This is a genomic window from Micromonospora sp. NPDC005413 (assembly GCF_040606435.1).
Lineage (GTDB): Bacteria > Actinomycetota > Actinomycetes > Mycobacteriales > Micromonosporaceae > Micromonospora.
Map to the genome: position 1 here is coordinate 12,410 of NZ_JBEXEV010000012.1, position 16,723 is coordinate 29,132.

The following is a 16,723-nucleotide window of genomic DNA, read 5'->3' on the forward strand; positions in this document are numbered from 1 at the left end:
TCAGCGCCCTCCGGTGGGTGGCAGCGGCACCGGCGTACCGGTGGGTTCGACGGCCAGGCCGAGGTCGCGCAGCGCCTGGGTGATCTCGCGGACCTCGCCGGCGGCGCTGGTCACCCGCAGCCGCAGCCGGCGCTCCTCCAGTGCCCGGCTGATGCGCGCCGGCCGGGTGGACGCGGAGCCGCGCCGGTTGATCCGGTCGATCTCGGCGGCGGCGTCCTCCATCCGGGAGATCGCGTCGAGGATCCGTGGGTCGGGGGTGAAGCCGGGGTCGTCGCGTTGCAGCCGGGTGATGGCCTCACGGAAGTCGGCGGCGTCGCGGCGCAGGTTGGTGACGAGGTTGTCGGTGAGCGCGCTGACCCCGCCGACGCTCGTCGCCCGGTGTGACTTGTCGTCGATCAGCCACACCCAGCCGTCGTGGCCGATGCCGACCAGGTCGGTGCCGGCGACCTTGACGTTGGCGTCCGGGCCCTTGAGGAACAGCTCGATGCTGCTCAGCGAGAACGCCGCGCTGTACTCGCCGAGCACACCCCGGCCGTAGGTGACCATGTCGTGGCGCAGGTAGGCACGGAAGCCGGGGCCGTCGTCGGCGCGTCCGCCCCGGTCGCGGAAGCGTCGCCAGAGGGTGGCCAGCGCCTCCGGGTTGTGCACGGCGAGCTGCTGGGTGAGCCACACGTCGCCACCGGCCACCACCGCCCGCAGATCGGGGTCGCCGATCCGCGCGAGGGCCTCGGTGAGCCGGGCCTCACTCATCTGCAGGCCGCGTGAGCGGGCGCGACCGAGGTCGTCGACGGCGGTGCGCATCCGGGCCAGCTCGTCGGGGGTGAGCCGGCCGCCGAGGCGGGTTTCCAGGTCGGCCACGGCGGCCCGCTTGCCGCTCTCGGTTTCGGCGGCCACCGCCCGCCACAGCGCCTGCGGTTCCAGCTCGGCGGCACGGCGCAGCGCGGCCTGTCGGTCCGCCGGCATGGCCCGGAACGCGTCATTGACGACGGCAGCGGGCTCGGCGTGCCGACCGGAGGTGCCACCGCCCGCGGAGTCGAACTCGCGCAGCAGCGAGTCGGCGTACTGGGCGGCGTCGTCGGCCAGCCGCAGCGGCGCGTCCCCGACGATGCCGTCGCGGGGCCGGCTCAGCTCGCGCATCTCGGTGTTGAGCTGGTCGAAGTACTCGCCGAGGGTGGCCACCCGCACCCCCTCCGGCAGGGTCCCGCCCTCAAGGACGTGGTCGAGGATCGCGGCGATGTTGTCCCGCAGCACGGCGATGCGTTCCAGCCGGTTGACCGCGTTGCCCAGGTGCAGGTCGCCGACGTCGTCGACGATGCGGCGGATGAGGTGCTCCAGCAGCCGCCGGGACCGCACCTCGCCGGCCTCGCTGTGCGCGGCGACGGTCCGCATGAACCGGCGCAGCCGGGGGTTCGCGTCGGCGGCGGCGTGCACGGCGGCGGCGTCGAGGAAGCGGCCGGCACGGAACCGGCGGGGCCCGGTCACGGCCGCACCACCGGAACACGCGGTCCAGCGGCGGCGCCACCGGGTTGCGAGTCGAGCACCATGAGGATGAACCGGGCGCCCTCCGGGCCGCCGACCGCGCCGCTGAGCATCGCCTCGCGCTCCACGTACGCGAGCACCGGCTCCATCAGCTTCTGCACCACCCGTTCCAGCACCTCGTTGAGCAGGATCTCGGTGAGGAACGCCTGGAGCAGGTCGCGGGAGGCCGCTTCGATGATCTGCCGGGTGACCCGGCGCACCACGTACCCCCGGGCGGCGCGCAGCCCGGCGCGGACGCCGAAGCGCAGGGCGACCCGGCCGCCGCGCACGGCCGCGCCACCGATGGTGCCGACCTCCGGGATCAGCGACAACGCCAACCCGAGGTACGCGGCGAACAGCTCGACCTCGACCTCGGTGCGGGTGAGCACCAGCTCCGGGTCGAGCATCGACGCGTAGAGGCGGGCGCGCTGGTGGGCGTGCGCCACGTCGACGGCGGCGACGGCCACCCCGACCACGAAGCCCAGCGGTGGGCAGAGAATGGACAGCGCGATGATCCCGACCATGATCCCGAACGAGGACAACGCCTCCCGGCCCAGCTCGGTGGCGAACAGGTCGTCCACGCCGGTGGCGTAGTAGAGGTTGCCTCCGAAGAACTCGCCGATCTGCTGGTGGGTGACCAGGTGGATGCCCTGCAGGGCGAACCGTCCACGGGGGATGGTGGCCGACGGGATGTGCTCGCTGATCCGGCTGGACCTGAAGGCGAACCGGGCGTCGGTGCGGGCGCGGCCGAGCATCTCGGTGTTGTTGCGCCGCATGTCCTGCAGCACCCGCCACAGCTCGTCGCGGATCGCCGACCGGTTGCCGGCGAAGCGGGCCAGCAGGTCGGGCAGGTCGGTGATCTGCTTGACCAGCGGGTCGATGCCCTCCGCCTCGCCGCGTTGGATGACCAGCGCCTGTTCGATCTCGGCCTGGGTCCAGAGCACCGCGTGCGAGTCGCGGATCCGCGTGGTGCCGTCGGTTTCAACGATCTCGCCGGCCGCGCCGGGGCTGGTCAGGGCCGCCTCGGTGGCGAGGAACGCGCTGGAGATGGCGCGGGCTGCCCCGTACCAGGCGGTGGACGGGTTGGCCACGCTCAGCGTGGCGAGGGTGCCGCCGCCCATCGACGTGTGCTCAGACGTCCAGCGGGCGGCCTCGTGGCGGCGCAGCCGCTCGCGCAGCCCCTGGAGTTCGGCGTAGTCGGTGAGCTGGGAGACCATCAGCCGCTCGAAGATCGGCGCGTACTGGTCGAAGTTGGTGATCCGGGCGTCGATGCCGGTACGCGAGCTGAGCAGCAACTGCACCAGCATGGCCTGGCTGCCGACCATGAAGAGCTGCCCGACCGCGCCCTTGATCGCGCCGCTGAGCGCCTGGATGAAGTGCAGGTTCCAGGAGGCGGACGAGTCGATCCAGCCGCCCTGGATGCGGGCGAAGTGCTCGGGCTGGCTGTAGCGGCCCATGACCAGTTGGGCGAGGTGGTCCAGGCGGGGCACCACACCGGCGAGGTGGCGCAGGAACTGCACGGCGGGCGAGGCCACCGGTCGGAAGTCCAGCGGGCCGAGCCCTCCGGTGCCCTCCGGCACGGGTCGGGTGAACGCCTCGCGCTCGGCGGCGCCGACCAGCAGGCTGATCGTCGCGGCCCGGCCGCGCAGCATGGCGGCGGCCTGGAGGCAGAAGTTCGCCGGATAGCGGCACGGCTCGCCCATCTGGAGCCGGAACGCGATGTCGTCCATCAGCCGGCGTAGTTCGTCGCCGTCCGGGCCGAGCGTGGCCAGTTCCGGTTCACCGTTGTACGGCGCGCAGGCACGCATCTCGGAGTGCGCGCTCGTGACGGCGGGAAACCGCCGTCCCTCGGCGCCGGGCGGGGCGCTCGGGCTGCTCGGGTCGAAGACGAACCCGCCCCGCCGGGCGCCACCGGTGCCGTCCCCACCGGTGCCACCGGCGTCACCACCCGGTCCGGTGCCCGTGCCGAGGCCACCGGTGCCGGTTCCGCCCGGTCCGCTGCCGGCTGTGTTGCCGGATCCGCTGCCGGCGCCGGGTCCCGAGCCGGTACCCGTACCGTCGCCGACGTCGCCGCCGGGCGGGGCGTTCGGGTCCGGCGGAGTAGCCGGGCGCTGCTCGATGCTGATCGGCAGCAGATTGGCCGTGCCGGTCCAGTGCAGGGTGGCGTCGGTCTCCTCCGTGCCCACCAACAGCAGGGAGACCCCGCCGACCCGGATCACCACCAGGCAGCTCGGCATGGCCCCACCCACCGAGGCGAGGATCGCGTCGACCCTCCGGGTCACCTCGACGTCCACGGCCCGCTCGATCTGCGCCCGGTACTCCTCCACGCTTGTCGTCTCGCCGCGCGGCTGGGCGGTCCGTAGGCGCTGCCGGACGTCGTCGCCGATCTCGTCGTCCACCATGGCGACCAGGGCGGCCCGGTCGGTGACGGGCCGGCGCTCGACGGTGCCGGGCTGCGGGCTGGGCACCCGTGCCTCGACCTCGAAGTGCGGCTGCGGGGTGGTCCGTAACACCGTCTCGCCGAAGGTGTCGAAGGTCAGGTAGGACAGCGGGGTGGTGGTCACCATGACCAGCCAGACCTGCCGGCCGGTGGGGTCGATCACCCGGGCGATGACACCTTGCGGGATTCCTCTGGGCAGGCCGCCGTGTTGGCGTACCGCCTCACGAGCCAGCTCGGCGAAATGGCTGATCAGGTAGGTGACCGGTCGCAGCAGCCACTGGTGGGTGACCGGCGGCGGCTCGTCGCCGTCCACCGGCACCTCGGCGGCGTCACCACCGTCGTCGTAGGACGGCACCCGGTAGACGGCCAGCAGCTGGCGCATCCGAGACGCGTCGAACAACTCGACGGCCGGCCGGCTCAACGGCGCGGCCACCCCGGGAGGCAGCCCCGGGTCCAGCCGCGCCGCGGTGACGACCTCGTCGATGCGCCGGCGCAGCCGGGCCTCGAAGGCCCGCCGATCGTCCGGGGACACCCGGTCACCGCCCGCGCCGGTCCACCGGAACTCCGGCGCTTTTGCGCGTACCTCCAGGTAGCCGCCGCGTGGCGCGACCACCTCGCGGCGGGATCGTTCCAGGGCGCGGGCCAGGGCTGCGGCGAGTGCCTCGGTCACCGCCTCCGGCCGCTCGGTCAGCGACCGGGCGTCCAGCCGGATCCGCACCGGCACGTGCACCGAGATGGCCACCGTCAGAACCGCCCGTCCAGGTGCTCGGCGAGGCGGGCCAGCGCGAGGTCGGCGAGCGCGTCGGCGTCGACCGCGCCACCGGCGGCGATGACCTCGATCTCCACCGGGAAGTGGTACGCGATGACCGCGCGGTCGTCCTCGGCCACCTGCTCGGCCTCCGCCTCGCTGCCGGCCGCCGGCAGCACCAACTCACCCGCGTGCACCAGGGCCAGCCCGGTACGGGTGACCCGGGCGGCACGGCCAGCACCGGTCGCCATCTGCTACCTCCGGTTCGTCGGGCTGTCGTGGGCGGGCTGTCGTTGGCGCGTCAGGGCAGCACGGACTGGTCGCCGGTCTTCGGGTCGACCGTGGCGGCCAGGCTGAAGCCGCTGAAGGTGGCCGCCGGTGCGCCGGAGATGGTGGCGGTGGTCGGCGTCGCACTGGTGATCATGCAGTCCTGCAACACGAAGGACGAGAACGCCCAGTCGTCGCCGGTGTGCTCCAGCAGCGCGATGTCGAACAGCTCACCGTCGAGGGCCAGCTTGGTGAGCCGGCCGGCGACGTCCCCGATCGCCTTGACGGTCATCGTGAAGTTCATCGACACCGGCGCGTGAATGGCACCCAGGTGGGTCACCTCGCACGAGTGCAGCGCCTCGACGTTGAGCGAGAAGGATGGGCTGAACGAGTCGATCGGGCTGATCAGCACCGTCTCGGTGCCCTTGGTGTACTGCACCGCGAGGCGGGTCTTCCACTCCATGGTCTGGTTCCTCCGGGTCAGAACTTGGCCACGAGCGTGACCAGCAGGCGGCTCACGGCCGGGCCGTACGTGACGGTGACGACCAGGTCGACGGTGCGGTCGGCCCGGGCGGCGGTGACGATCGAGGTGTCGGTGGCGGTACGCGCGACCTCGGGGATGCTGAGGATCTCCAGCACCGGGATCTCGATGCGGTAGTCGTCGATGACCGACTGCCGCTTGAGGGGGCCGAGGATGCCGTCGACCTGGGTCTTCAGCAGGGTCATGCCCGGCTTGGTGATCCGCGCGTCGCCGACCAGGCCGATCAGGCCGGCGCGCAGCATGAACTCGATCTGGTCGAGGGTGCGCACCAGGTCGACGTGCAGCAGGCTCGCGTCGGTGGTGAAGAGCCGACCGTCGGCGAAGTGCAGGCTCTCCCCGGTGATCAGTGTGGGGTCGATGATCGGCGTGAGGTTGGCCTCGGAGAGGCCCTTGATCTCGGCCGGGCTGTACTGCTTGGCCACCGGGATGGCCACGCCACGGATCTTCTTCAGGACGATGCTGTGGTGCACGGGCAGGCCGGCCACGGCGGCCATCGCGGCAGTGGCCGCGTCGCCGTCCGCACCCCGGGCGGCGATCATCAGCATCCGGCTGGTGCTGCTCTTGAGCGGGTTCGCGGCGGTGGTGATGTCGGCGACGTAGCTGGGGCCCTTCTCGGTGGCCGGGTTGACCATGGCGAAGCCGATCCGCCGTTGACCGGCCGCCGACATCGTCTCCACGTGCGCCTTGAGCGCGTGCAACCCGGTCGGCGCGCCCGCACCGGCGGGGTTGCCGACGCCCGACTCGTTGGCCAGCGACACCATGGTCACGTCGTCGGCGGCCTCCAGGCCGCTGAGCGCGGCGGCGTAGTCGTCGCCGGACACCTTGACCCCGTACACCTTGGCCGGTCGCGGGTCCTGCAGGAACGCCAGTTCGAGCGAGTTGTAGAGGGCGTTGCGGAGCACGTTGCCGGCCTGCCGGCGGGCGAAGTTGGTGACCGCGTCGTCGAGGGTCTCGATCCGGACCGGCGTGTTCGCCGGTGCCGACCCACCGTCGGCCGTGGAGGGCGCCTTGCCGACCACGGCGATGACGCCGGGTGAGCGCTGGGCCAGCGGCGCCGGTGGCGGCACGATCCGGACCTCGATGAACGGGAATGCTGCTGTCGGTGCCACGGGTCCTCCCGGACGAAGTTGCTGCTGCGGTCGGTACGCGGCTTCCAGCCGCTGCGGTCAGTACGCGGTTCCCGGCCGCTGCGGCTGCCAGCGGCCGGGAGTCTCACGTCGTCACGGCGGCGAGCCCGATGCCGCTGCGGGCGAGCCACTGGCCGGCCCGGGCGAACCGGGCGGCCCGTTTCTGCGGCTCGGTGCCGGTGTCGCCGCCGGGCCAGCCGTCGTCGTCGAACGTCTCGACGGGGACCACCCAGACGGCGACCACCCGGTGCCGCCGTCGGACGTCGTCCGGTGCTGGGACGTCCAGCCCCAACTCCTCGGCGCGGGCCCGCACCAGGCGGGTCTCGACGAGCAGGTCGGCCAGCGAGAAGCCCTGGTCGCGGACCAGCACGGCGGCGGCGAACGGCAGCGGACGCGGGGTCGGTGGGGCCGCCGGTGGGGCCGCGTAGCGCAGCTTCACGGTGGCACCGGCGGCCTGCCCGCGCATTCGCGTCACCAGGTCGCCGGCGTTCGCGGCTCCCACGCCCGCGAGCAGCCGGTCCAGGTGCGCGTCGGTGAACGCGGCCGGCTGGTGCAGCCCAGAGCGCAGCCGGGCCACCAGCCGGGCCCTGCGCTCGGTCTCCAGTTGCGACGGGTCAGCCGGCAGCGCGCCCAGGTCGGCGATGATCTGCGGGTCCACGTCGAAGGCGGGCACCGCCACGTCGAGGTCCTCGACCCGGTCCCGGGCCACACTGGTACGCACCACCAGGCTGCCCCGCCACAACGCGTCGATGCGCAACGCCGAGCCGCCGAGGCCGTGCAGGCGTACGCGCAGCTCGGTGCGGGTGGTGCCGCCCGAGCCCAGCCACTCCCCCTCGGCCAGGGTCACCGGGGCGGCGGCGAAGCCGAGGGTCAGCTCGTCGAACACCGCCGCGTACGGGGGCGCGACGGGCATCGCCTCGGTGTCGTACGCGGCCTCGACCAGGTGGGCCAGCGACGCGTCATCGAAGAGCGCGGCGCGGGTGCCCGGATCGGCCAACCGCACCAGCACCCCGTCGACGAAGTCCACCGCACGGCCTCCCCGCTGCCCGCGCCGGTGCACCATGCCCGGCTCGGCACGAGGATCGCGAAGGGCCCGTCACCCGACCGTCACCGCCACCGTCACCGTGCCCGTGTGCGGCCCCGACTGTCGGAAACTGAGCAGCCGCACAGCACTCCGATGCTCGGGGGTCCGGGTAACGGTCAGGACGGAGGGGCTTCGTCGAGGACGACGCGTAGGGGGTGCGGGGCGGTGGTGGCCAGGTCACCGAGCACGGCGAGCAGCAGGGCGTACTGACCGGCCGGCTCGTCGGCGAGCAGCTGGTCGGCGTCGTTGATCAGCACAGTGAGCGGGCCGGCGTCCAGCCGATCCCGAAGCGCGTCGGCGAGCGCGTCCCAGGTGCTCCCCAGGTGGGCCGGCAGGGCCAGCGCATCCGCCAACGCGGCGAAGAGCGCCGGCCGGGTCCGGGTTGCCGCACCGGCCAGCACCGACGCGTCGGGCACCTGCGGGGAGCCGTCCCGGCACACGGTCAGCCAATCGTGATCGACCATCACGTACCTCCTGATCTGGCCGGGGCGACGGCGGGGCCGGCCGGGCGACCGGCCGGCCCCGGGTCGGTCAGAGCCGGTAGAAGTCGGTGTAGTGGTTGGGCGAGAACCAGGTGACCCCGGTGCTGCGGTTCACCACGATCCGGTACGCGTCCCGGGCGGCGCCCTGGGTGCGCGGGTACACGTCGTACTCGTGGTAGGTGGCGTTGGTGGGCAGTTGACCCTCGTAGTTGTAGAACCGGCCGCCGGCGAAGTTGGATGTGCCGCCGCTCCAGGAATACCAGCCGCGGCTGGTCGGGAAACTCTTGGCGGACCAGCCCGAGCGGGCGGCACGGGCGTCCGCGCAGCGGCTGATGGTGCAGGAGCTGTAGACCGCCGCCGAGGCGGAGTCGGTCAGTTGGGGGGCCACCACGGACGGGCCGACCAGCGCGGCGGCGACCATGGCGAGGAGCAGGGCGAGGGTGGTGGTACGCCGGCGGATCGCGCCGAGCGTGGCCAGCGGGGACACGAGGGTGGGCACAGGCTGCCTCCAGACCATCCGATCCATCGATCCCTATGATCGTGGGATCGGGACCAGTCTCACCGTTGGCGGCTGCCCGCAACAACCCTCAACGCGCCAACAGCTCCACAATGCTCGGTGAACCGCTCCCCCCGCCGGGGCAGTGCCGCGGGCTCGTACGGCGTGGCGGCGGACATATCGGTCACCTGTTGTTAGCGTGGAACGCGGATCCGTGACGATGGAGGGGTGCCATGACGGACGCCCCCGATGGGAGGCCAAGGCCTGCGGACCAGTGGAGGCGCCGGGGCATCCGCGGGCTGACCATCACCCGGGACGCGAGTGTCCGCAGTTGGCGGTGGTGGGCACGGACCTGGGACCGACTGGTCGCGTCGCTCCAGGATGAGGCGCCTGTCGGGCTGGCCGCCGAGCCGTCTCCGTCCGGCCCGCTCGTCGAACAGCGCGACGCGCCCCGGCTGATCGTGGTTCCCGCCCGCGGCTACGTGTACTCGTTCCACATCCGCGCCACGTTCGCCTGGTCGTCGCCGGTGAGCCTCCGGGCCGAGGTGTTGAGCTGGTACGTGCAGTACTTCCAACCCAACGCGATCCAGCGGCTGACCCGGCTCGCCGCCGACGCCGCCCGGGACCTACCGCCGCACCGGGCGGCGGAACTGGAGTTGGCGTTGCAGCGGGTGCTCGCCGACGACCCGACATGGACCTACCAGCGGGGCGACATCGTCATCACCTGCCAACCCGACGCCACCGTCCGGCTCGACGAGCGGATCATGCCGACGTTCCAGCCGCACGTCGACCGGCTACTGAAATTGGAGTACCAGTTCGACGAGCAGCTTCGAAAGGCCCGGTACGCCGAGGAGCTGAGCCGGCAGTGGGCCGCGATTCTGGGCGAGCACGCCGACGCCGAGAACCAGGACGTGGCGGACGCTCGCCAGCACATGCTCGCCACTCAGAAGGAAGCCGCCCGCTGGATCAGCGAACTCCTACGCCGCCACGCCGAGCACCCCGCAGACCCACCGGCCCCGTCCCCAATCCCACCCCAACAGAGCCGCCCCAGCCCTGCGGAGCCCTAGCGGCGCCCTCCCCTTCCCCTCCCCCGCAAGATCAATTGATGATAAGTAGGTTCTGACGGCCTCCGCTGCCTACTTTTCATCAACTGATCATGGGGTAACGGGGACGGGCGGCGAGGATCGCGAGGGTTTCCTGCCGGACCTGGGTGGGGTTGGACATGAGGCGGCGGTGGGTGAAGCGGACGACAAGGATGCCGACGGTGGCGAGCAGGGCGTCGCGGCGGAGGTCTATCTCGCGTTCCGCTGGATCGCCGTGGTTGGTGGCGCCGTCCAGCTCGATGTCGACTCGTTCGGCCTCGGCGAACATGTCGAGGTAGATGGTCCGGGCACCGACCTGCACCCGCGCCTGCCGGGTGAAGGTCGGCATACCCGGGCCGGTGAAAACGTGGTCGTGGCCCCAGATTTCCAACGGGCTGCGGCAACCAACGGTGAGCCTGTCCAGCAAACCGCCCAATGCCGCGCGGTCGGTCATCCTCGGCACCTCGGCGAGAGCGGCGACGAGCCGCCTCGGGGTGGTCAGCCGGTCGTTGACCGCGCGGATGAGCGGGCCCGATCGGTCGACCGGCATCAGCAGCGGCCAACAGTCCACCAGGGTCCGGTCGAGCCGGGTCACCGGCAACCCTCCCCTGGTCACCGCCTGCGGCGGCGCAACGGCGAAGCCGGAGCGATGACGCACCACGAGATGTGGCCGACCACGCAACCCTGACCCTTTGGGCAGGTCGAGATGCACCGGCTCGCCCGTTGGCTGGCGGCGCAGACCCCACACGTCGAGCGCGGTCAGGCGACTGAGCGCCGCACGCCGGTCGGTGTACGCCAGCGCCGCCCGGCGAGCCAGCGAGGACTCGACCCGGGCAAGAATCGGCAGGTCGGCGGTGGTGTCACGGATCAGCGCCGCATCAACGTAGATCCCGGGCAGCAGCCGTACCAGCCGACCAGCCCGCCAGGCACTCTGGATCGTCCAGGCCGGCGCCACTCGCATCATGTCCCGACGGGTGACCAGGCCATCGCCGCGTACGAGCAGGGCGTACAGCCTCGGGTCCACGCGCCTACCCTGCCCCGATCTGCCGCCCGAGCAATGCCCGCGCGGGGGCCGCTGTGGACAGCGAAGGCACCTGTGGACGGCAGCCCACGCCCTTCCCGATTGTGGTACGCGTCCGTTAGGACCCGTGGTGCCGCGTCCGGGTCAACTCTCCCTGCGCGTTGAAGGCCCCGCAGTGCCGTTGGCCTCGCCGAAGAGTTCCCAGGCCTCCGAGATTCGAAGCTGCGTGAAGCCGCTGAAGAAGCCGCCCCCAACCACTCTGTTCAGCGGATAGTGCGCCTTGAACAGGAAAGGCTCTCCTGGGGTAAGAGCGCGGAAAGCACCGCCGGACGGCCGCCAGAAGTTGACCTCATTCAGCTCGGGACGCTCTGCGAGGAAGCGGTACCACCTCTCGTCCGTCACCCCTACGAAGGCCTTCACATCGAACAGGGTGCGTGAGAGTCGATCTCAACACCACTGTCCGAACGGTCACCTGCACCCGTACCGCGAAGGCCGCTGCTCTCAGCCAGCGGGTACGTCCGACGTCGCGGCGGACCGGCCGAGCAGCGCCTGGCGCAGCGCCGCGGACTGCTCGACCGATCCACCTCGGACGCCGAGGCTCCGCCGAGCGGCCCGGTAATAGCCGTCGCGAGCCTCGTTGACCTGGGTCAGCATCGCGGAAACGTCCGGTGGAGCCCCGACGATCCCCCGGGCGAGCCGTTCGACCTGCCATACCGCGTCGCGCCAGCTTGCGGCGGCGATGACTGTCGGCTCGTCGCCGAGCAGCAGCAGGTTCTCCCAGACGATGGTGCGCCGAGCATCCGAGGCGGCCAATCGGGCCAAGCCGTCGTCCCTGGCGATCGGATGGCTGTACGACCCCGGCCGGTGGTCGGCTGTCATCCGCAGCGCCACCGCGTGACTCTCCTTGAGGGCGTGGGCATAGTCGACGTACGCATCGAGCCGCCGCTCGTCCCAGCGGACGCTCTGACTACGCCGCCACCGCGCCCGGTCGCCCAGCGAGGTGGCGAGGATCGTGCCCAGAGTGCCGACCAGTACGCCGAGGAGTGCCGGAAGCTGCGTCAGAAACATGCTCACGCCGCCGAGGCTGCCAGCACCGGTCAAGCCCGGCCAAGGGTGTTCCACCAACTCGTCCGCTCGTCCTGCTCGTGAAGCCCACTCACTGAGCCAGCATCCCATCAGCTCAGGCGATCACGCCCGGCCGGCGGGTCGCGAGGATGGCCAGGGTTTCCCGGCGTACCGCGTCGATCTCGTGCACCAGGCGACGGTGGGCGAAGCGGACCACCAGGATCCCGATGGTCGCCAGCAGCGCGTCACGTCGTAGGTCGATCTCCCGCTGGCGTGGGTCACCGTGGGTGGTGGACCCGTCGAGTTCGATGTTGACCCGTTCCCGCTCGGCGAACATGTCGAGGTAGATGGTGCGTAGCCCGAGGCGCATGGGCACCTGCCTGCGGAACGCCGGCATGCCCGGGCCGGTGAAGACGTGCTCGTGCCCCCAGATCTCCAGCGGGCTGCGGCAGCCGTCGGCGAGCCTGGCCACCAGCGTTCGGAGTGCTCCACGGTCGACCAGCTTCGGCGCACTCTCCAGAGCCACCGCCAGCCGCTCGGATGTGGTCAGCCAGTCGTTGACTGCCCGGATCACCGGTGCCCGCCGCTCGGCGGGCGGCAACGTCGGCCACGAGTCGACGAGGGCCTGCTCAAGCCGGGTGACCGTCAGTCCCCGCCGGACAACGACGTGCGGCGGTGCCATGCTGAGGTTCCGGCGCCGATGCACGACCAGGCCGGGTCGGGTACGCAGGCTGGCGCTCGCTGGTGCGCTCAGGTGCACCAGGTCACCGGCCGCCTGCGGGCGCACCCCCCACACGGCTGAGCGCGCTGAGGTGACTGAGTGCACCGCAGCCGTCGGCCCAGGCCAGAGCCCCGCGCTGGCCCAGGGCAGGATCGAGTCGGCTCAAGGCGGGGGCGCCGGGTCGACTGTCGACCAGGTACGCCGCCACGAAAACCTCGGGCAGCACCCGCACCAGCTCACCATTGCGGCAAGCCTGCTGCAACGCCCACTGCGGCACCCGCTGCCAGACCGCCCCGAGTGTCACCAGTCCCCCGCCGAGCGCCACCAGCTCCCGAAGCACCACATTCACACCACGAACCGTGAAGCCCCACCCCGGTCCCCCGCAACCGAGCCAACCTCACCCCTGTGGACAGCACCCAACCTGTGGAGGGTGCCCCACCGCCCCGCACTTTGAGCTAGCCACAGCGATCGTTGGCAGCTGAGCAGGGCGACACGCCGAGCGCAGACCTGCTCAGCTGCCAACGATCATGGGAAGCACGTCACGACGGCACGTCACGACGGCACGTCGCGGCGGCGGAAGGCCGCGAGGCCGACGGCGAGAAGGGCCGCCGCCACCGCCGCCAGCACCACCAGCGGCAGCACCGCCGGGTCGACCGCGGGCACGGACGGCACATGGGTGTACGGCGAGACGTTGAGCGCGGCCTGCGGCAGCTTCAGCACCGCGCCGAGCTGCCCGAGGAGCAGGAAGATGAGCAGCGCCGTCCAGGAGAGCACCACCGACCAGCGGGGCAGCAGCCCGAAGAGCGCGGTCACCACCCCGGCCACCACGAGCAGGGCGGGCAGTCGCAGCAGCGCGGCCCAGGCCAGCTCGATAGCTGAGCCGAGCGGGTCTCCGGTGACCATGCCGTAGCCGAGACCTGTGGTCAGGCCGGCGAGCAGCAGCAGGGCGACCGCGCCGAGCACTGCGGCGAGCACCTGGGTGCCGAGCCAGCGGGTACGGCTCACCGCTCCCGCGAGGGCGGCCTCCAGCACCCCGTCGGTTTCGTCGCCGCGTACCCGCAGGAGGGCCTGCACCACGTACGCCCCGAGGGTCAGCGCGAACAGCCCGAGCATCGCGGCCAGGTACGCGTCGACGAAGCCGGTTCCACCGCCCATCGCGGTGATCGCCTCGGCGGCGGCCGGATTCTGGTCGATCATCGCGTTGAACTCGTCACCGGCGACGCCCATCGAGAGGCCGAGCACGGCCACCCCGACCGCCCAGCCGAGCAGCGTGCCGCGCTGCATCCGCCAGGCCAACCCGGCGGGGCTGAGCAGCCGAGGCGCACCGGTCGCCGGCCCTCGTCGGGGGGCGACCAACCCGGCGCCCTGGTCGCGTCGCTCAGCGAGGGCGTACGCCAGCGCCACCCCGGCGAGCAGCAGCGCGACGGGCAGGGCGAGCACCCACCAGAGTTCACCGGCGAAGGCCCGCACCTGATTGCCCCAACCGAGCGGGGAGATCCACGATGGCCAGGCGCTGTCCACCCGGGTGCCGGCCGCACTGGAGTCGCCGAACACGTCGCCGGCGGCACGTAGCACGAAGGAGAGCCCGACGACGGCGGCGGCGAGCGCGTTGGCGCCCCGGGAGGTGACGGAGAGCTGAGCGGTGACTGCGGCGATTGCCGTGAAGGCGACCCCGACGCCGCCGATCGCGGCGGCGGCCGCGATGGAGCCGACGAGCGGCAGGCCGGCACCGACCAGCGCGAACGCGAGCAGCACAGCGGCCAGCACGTTCGCCGTGACGACGACGAGCAGCGCGGCGGTGAGCGACGCGTACCGGCCGACCACGGAGGCGCCGAGCAGCTCCGCCCGGCCGGTTTCCTCGTTCTGCCGGGTGTGCCGGGTCACCGCGAAGGTGCTCAGCAGGGCGACGATCACGGCCAGCGTCGCGTACGTCTCGGCGACCACCACGGCTCCGAGGTCGGTGCCGGCGATGGGGCCGTTGAAGGCGCGGGCGACCAGGCTGGACGCTGAGGTGGTGGCGTAGCCCAGGCGGGCCGCCTGGTCCGGGTAGATGCCGGCGACGCTGCCGGCGAGGGCGTAGCCGAGCAGGGGCGTGCCGAGGATCCAGATCGCGAGGCGGATCCGGTCGCGGCGCAGCACGAGCCGGGCCAGCCGGGGCGTGCCGGTGAGGGCGCTCACCGGGCACCGGCCTGCGGAGCACCGGCATCCGAGGCGCCGGGGTGGGAAGCACCGGCATCAGGGGCAACGGCCGGCCGGTGGCCGTTGGCGGCGGCGGGATCGTCGGCGTAGTGGCGCAGGAAGAGCTGCTCCAGGGTGGGTGGGGTGCTGGTCAACGCGCGGACGCCGAAGCGGATGAGCTGACCGAGCAGCTCGTCGAAGTGAGCCGGGTCGACTTCCAGATGGGTACGCCCGTCGACCTCGTGCACGTCATGCACGCCGGGCAGCGTGGCCAGGCCGGTGGCCGGGCGGGCGGTCTCGACGGTCACCGCCGTGCGGGTGAGGTGGCGCAGCTCGGCGAGGGTGCCGGACTCGACGGTACGACCTTCGCGGATGATGCTGACCCGGTCACAGAGCGCCTCGACCTCGGCGAGCACGTGGCTGGAGAGCAGCACGGTGGCGCCCGCCTGCTTGATCCGCCGGATTTCGTCCTGGAACACCGCCTCCATGAGGGGGTCGAGGCCGGAGGTCGGCTCGTCGAGCACGTACAGCTCCACGTCGGAGGAGAAGGCGGCGACGATGGCGACCTTCTGCCGGTTGCCCTTGGAGTACGTGCGGCACCGGCGGGTCGGGTCCAGGTCGAAGCGTTGCAGCAGCTCGTCACGGCGACGTCGGTCGAGCCCGCCGCGCAGCTGACCGAGCAGGTCGATGGCTTCCCCGCCAGTGAGGTTGGGCCAGAGGCTGACGTCGCCCGGCACGTACGCCAGCCGGCGGTGCAGGCGGACCGCGTCGCGCCACGGGTCGGCGCCGAGCACCTGGGCCTCGCCCGAGTCGCGGCGGAGCAACCCGAGCAGGATCCGGATGGTGGTGGACTTCCCGGAGCCGTTGGGCCCGAGGAAGCCGTGCACCTCCCCCTGCTCGACCCGCAGATCCAGCCCGTCGAGTGCCCGGATGGCGCCGAACGTCTTGACCAGGTTGCCGATCGAGATGACGGGCATCGCCCCTCCTGCCGTTGGCTGCGTCGACCGTCCCCACTGTACTGACCGATGGTCAGTCGAATCAACGGTGATGGGGGCCACCGGTCAGGACGTCGCTAGGCTGGCCGGTATGACCGCCGATCCCGCGGACGACACCCGCACCCGGATCCTGCGCGCCGCGCTCGACCTCTTCGCGGAGCACGGCTACCAGCGCACCTCGCTGCGCCAGATCGGCGAGCGGCTGCGACTGACCAAGGCCGCGATCCTGTACCACTTCCCGGCCAAGGAGCACCTGCTCGCCGCACTGGTCGAGCCACTGGTGGCCGACCTGGAGGCCCTGCTCGACGCCGCGCAGGGCCAGCCGACCGAAAAGGCCCGATGGACGGTACTGGAGGGCTGGGTCGACGTCATGCTCGCCCATCGCCGACCACTCGGCATGCTCTTCCACGACATCGCGCTGGTCGGCCGGGGCGACACGTACCACCGGCTGATGGTGATCGCGATGCGGGCCAACGACCTCATCGCGGGGCCGGACGCCGGGCGTCGGGAGCGGGTCCGGGCGGTACAGGCGGTGGCCAGCTGCAGCGATCCGATCGTCTTCTTCGTCGACGTACCCGACGAGGTCCTGCGCGCCGACATGCTCGACGGCGTACGCCGCCTGCTGGCCACGCCAACCTCGAACGCCGCAGCCCCGACAGGCACGGCCACGACGGGCACGGCTCCGGCGGGCACGGCTCCGGCGGGCACGGCTCCGGCGGGCACGGCCTCAGGCTCCGGGAGCCCGCCGGACGCAACCTCGGGCGTCGGGACGGTTGCCCGTCGGCGGCGGCCGGGACGGCCTGCGGCGCTGGGCCGCGAGCAGGTCGAGGCGGCTCGGCGGATGCACGCGGCGGGCACCCACTCGGTGGATGCCATCGCCGCCACGTTGGGCGTCTCGCGGGCCACCGTCTACCGCCACCTGGACGACAGTAATGAGACGGTTTAGCGACGGTTTAGC

17 protein-coding genes are annotated in these 16,723 nt (G+C 72.1%); 2 read left to right on the plus strand and 15 right to left on the minus strand.

Annotation, left to right across the window (positions count from 1 at the left end):
- The 8 genes from ABZS37_RS15615 to ABZS37_RS15650 all read right to left on the minus strand — a co-directional run bounded on the left by ABZS37_RS15615 (nt 1) and on the right by ABZS37_RS15650 (nt 8,706).
- Nucleotides 1–1,482 carry a hypothetical protein gene (locus ABZS37_RS15615; RefSeq protein ID WP_355169406.1) on the minus strand — a complete coding sequence of 494 codons (1,482 nt, stop codon included), beginning with the start codon at nt 1,480–1,482 and terminating at the stop codon, nt 1–3.
- On the minus strand, nt 1,479–4,700 hold the full coding sequence (locus ABZS37_RS15620; protein ID WP_355169408.1) for a hypothetical protein: 3,222 nt from the start codon (nt 4,698–4,700) through the stop codon (nt 1,479–1,481). The genes ABZS37_RS15615 and ABZS37_RS15620 overlap by 4 nt, the downstream gene beginning before the upstream one ends.
- A 2-nt stretch (nt 4,701–4,702) precedes the next feature.
- Complete coding sequence (locus ABZS37_RS15625) at nt 4,703–4,957, minus strand: hypothetical protein (protein ID WP_355169410.1); 255 nt, start codon at nt 4,955–4,957, stop codon at nt 4,703–4,705.
- Nucleotides 4,958–5,007: 50 nt separating this feature from the next.
- Nucleotides 5,008–5,436, minus strand: coding sequence for a hypothetical protein (locus tag ABZS37_RS15630; protein WP_355169413.1), 429 nt, complete (start codon nt 5,434–5,436; stop codon nt 5,008–5,010).
- Nucleotides 5,437–5,453: 17 nt separating this feature from the next.
- Entirely contained in the window at nt 5,454–6,623 is a 1,170-nt protein-coding gene (locus tag ABZS37_RS15635; RefSeq protein ID WP_355169415.1) for a hypothetical protein, read from the minus strand.
- A gap of 103 nt (nt 6,624–6,726) precedes the next feature.
- Nucleotides 6,727–7,668: a hypothetical protein gene (locus ABZS37_RS15640; protein ID WP_355169417.1), complete on the minus strand. Its 942-nt coding sequence runs from the start codon at nt 7,666–7,668 to the stop codon at nt 6,727–6,729.
- A 173-nt stretch (nt 7,669–7,841) separates the two neighbouring features.
- Nucleotides 7,842–8,189 (minus strand): barstar family protein, encoded by a 348-nt coding sequence (locus tag ABZS37_RS15645; protein WP_355169419.1) that lies wholly within the window; start codon nt 8,187–8,189, stop codon nt 7,842–7,844.
- Nucleotides 8,190–8,256: 67 nt separating this feature from the next.
- Nucleotides 8,257–8,706 carry a ribonuclease domain-containing protein gene (locus ABZS37_RS15650; protein WP_355169421.1) on the minus strand — a complete coding sequence of 150 codons (450 nt, stop codon included), beginning with the start codon at nt 8,704–8,706 and terminating at the stop codon, nt 8,257–8,259.
- Nucleotides 8,707–8,936: 230 nt separating this feature from the next.
- Here ABZS37_RS15650 and ABZS37_RS15655 point away from each other — a divergent pair, with 230 nt between their 5' ends.
- On the plus strand, nt 8,937–9,770 hold the full coding sequence (locus tag ABZS37_RS15655) for a hypothetical protein (protein WP_355169423.1): 834 nt from the start codon (nt 8,937–8,939) through the stop codon (nt 9,768–9,770).
- A gap of 79 nt (nt 9,771–9,849) precedes the next feature.
- On the opposite strand, the gene ABZS37_RS15660 is transcribed toward ABZS37_RS15655, so the two are convergent.
- From ABZS37_RS15660 to ABZS37_RS15690, 7 genes are all read right to left on the minus strand, one after another.
- The gene (locus tag ABZS37_RS15660; protein ID WP_355169425.1) at nt 9,850–10,809 is read right to left on the minus strand and encodes a DUF559 domain-containing protein; all 960 of its coding nucleotides are present in this window, start codon (nt 10,807–10,809) and stop codon (nt 9,850–9,852) included.
- 141 nt (nt 10,810–10,950) lie between these two features.
- On the minus strand, nt 10,951–11,226 hold the full coding sequence (locus ABZS37_RS15665) for a hypothetical protein (RefSeq protein WP_355169427.1): 276 nt from the start codon (nt 11,224–11,226) through the stop codon (nt 10,951–10,953).
- Between the two features lie 81 nt (nt 11,227–11,307).
- Nucleotides 11,308–11,874, minus strand: coding sequence for a hypothetical protein (locus tag ABZS37_RS15670; protein ID WP_355169649.1), 567 nt, complete (start codon nt 11,872–11,874; stop codon nt 11,308–11,310).
- Nucleotides 11,875–11,986: 112 nt separating this feature from the next.
- A complete protein-coding gene (locus ABZS37_RS15675) occupies nt 11,987–12,658 on the minus strand; it encodes a DUF559 domain-containing protein (RefSeq protein ID WP_355169429.1) in 672 nt (223 codons plus the stop codon).
- Nucleotides 12,636–12,941, minus strand: a complete 306-nt coding sequence (locus tag ABZS37_RS15680) for a hypothetical protein (protein WP_355169431.1) — start codon at nt 12,939–12,941, stop codon at nt 12,636–12,638. Before ABZS37_RS15680 ends, ABZS37_RS15675 begins: the two co-directional genes overlap by 23 nt.
- Nucleotides 12,942–13,144: 203 nt before the next feature.
- Nucleotides 13,145–14,770 (minus strand): anibiotic ABC transporter, encoded by a 1,626-nt coding sequence (locus tag ABZS37_RS15685; RefSeq protein WP_355169433.1) that lies wholly within the window; start codon nt 14,768–14,770, stop codon nt 13,145–13,147.
- Nucleotides 14,767–15,747, minus strand: coding sequence for an ABC transporter ATP-binding protein (locus ABZS37_RS15690; RefSeq protein WP_355169435.1), 981 nt, complete (start codon nt 15,745–15,747; stop codon nt 14,767–14,769). Before ABZS37_RS15690 ends, ABZS37_RS15685 begins: the two co-directional genes overlap by 4 nt.
- 109 nt (nt 15,748–15,856) lie before the next feature.
- On the opposite strand from ABZS37_RS15690, the gene ABZS37_RS15695 reads away from it, so the two are divergent.
- Nucleotides 15,857–16,711 (plus strand): TetR family transcriptional regulator, encoded by an 855-nt coding sequence (locus ABZS37_RS15695; protein WP_355169437.1) that lies wholly within the window; start codon nt 15,857–15,859, stop codon nt 16,709–16,711.
- The last annotated feature ends 12 nt before the right edge of the window (nt 16,712–16,723 follow it).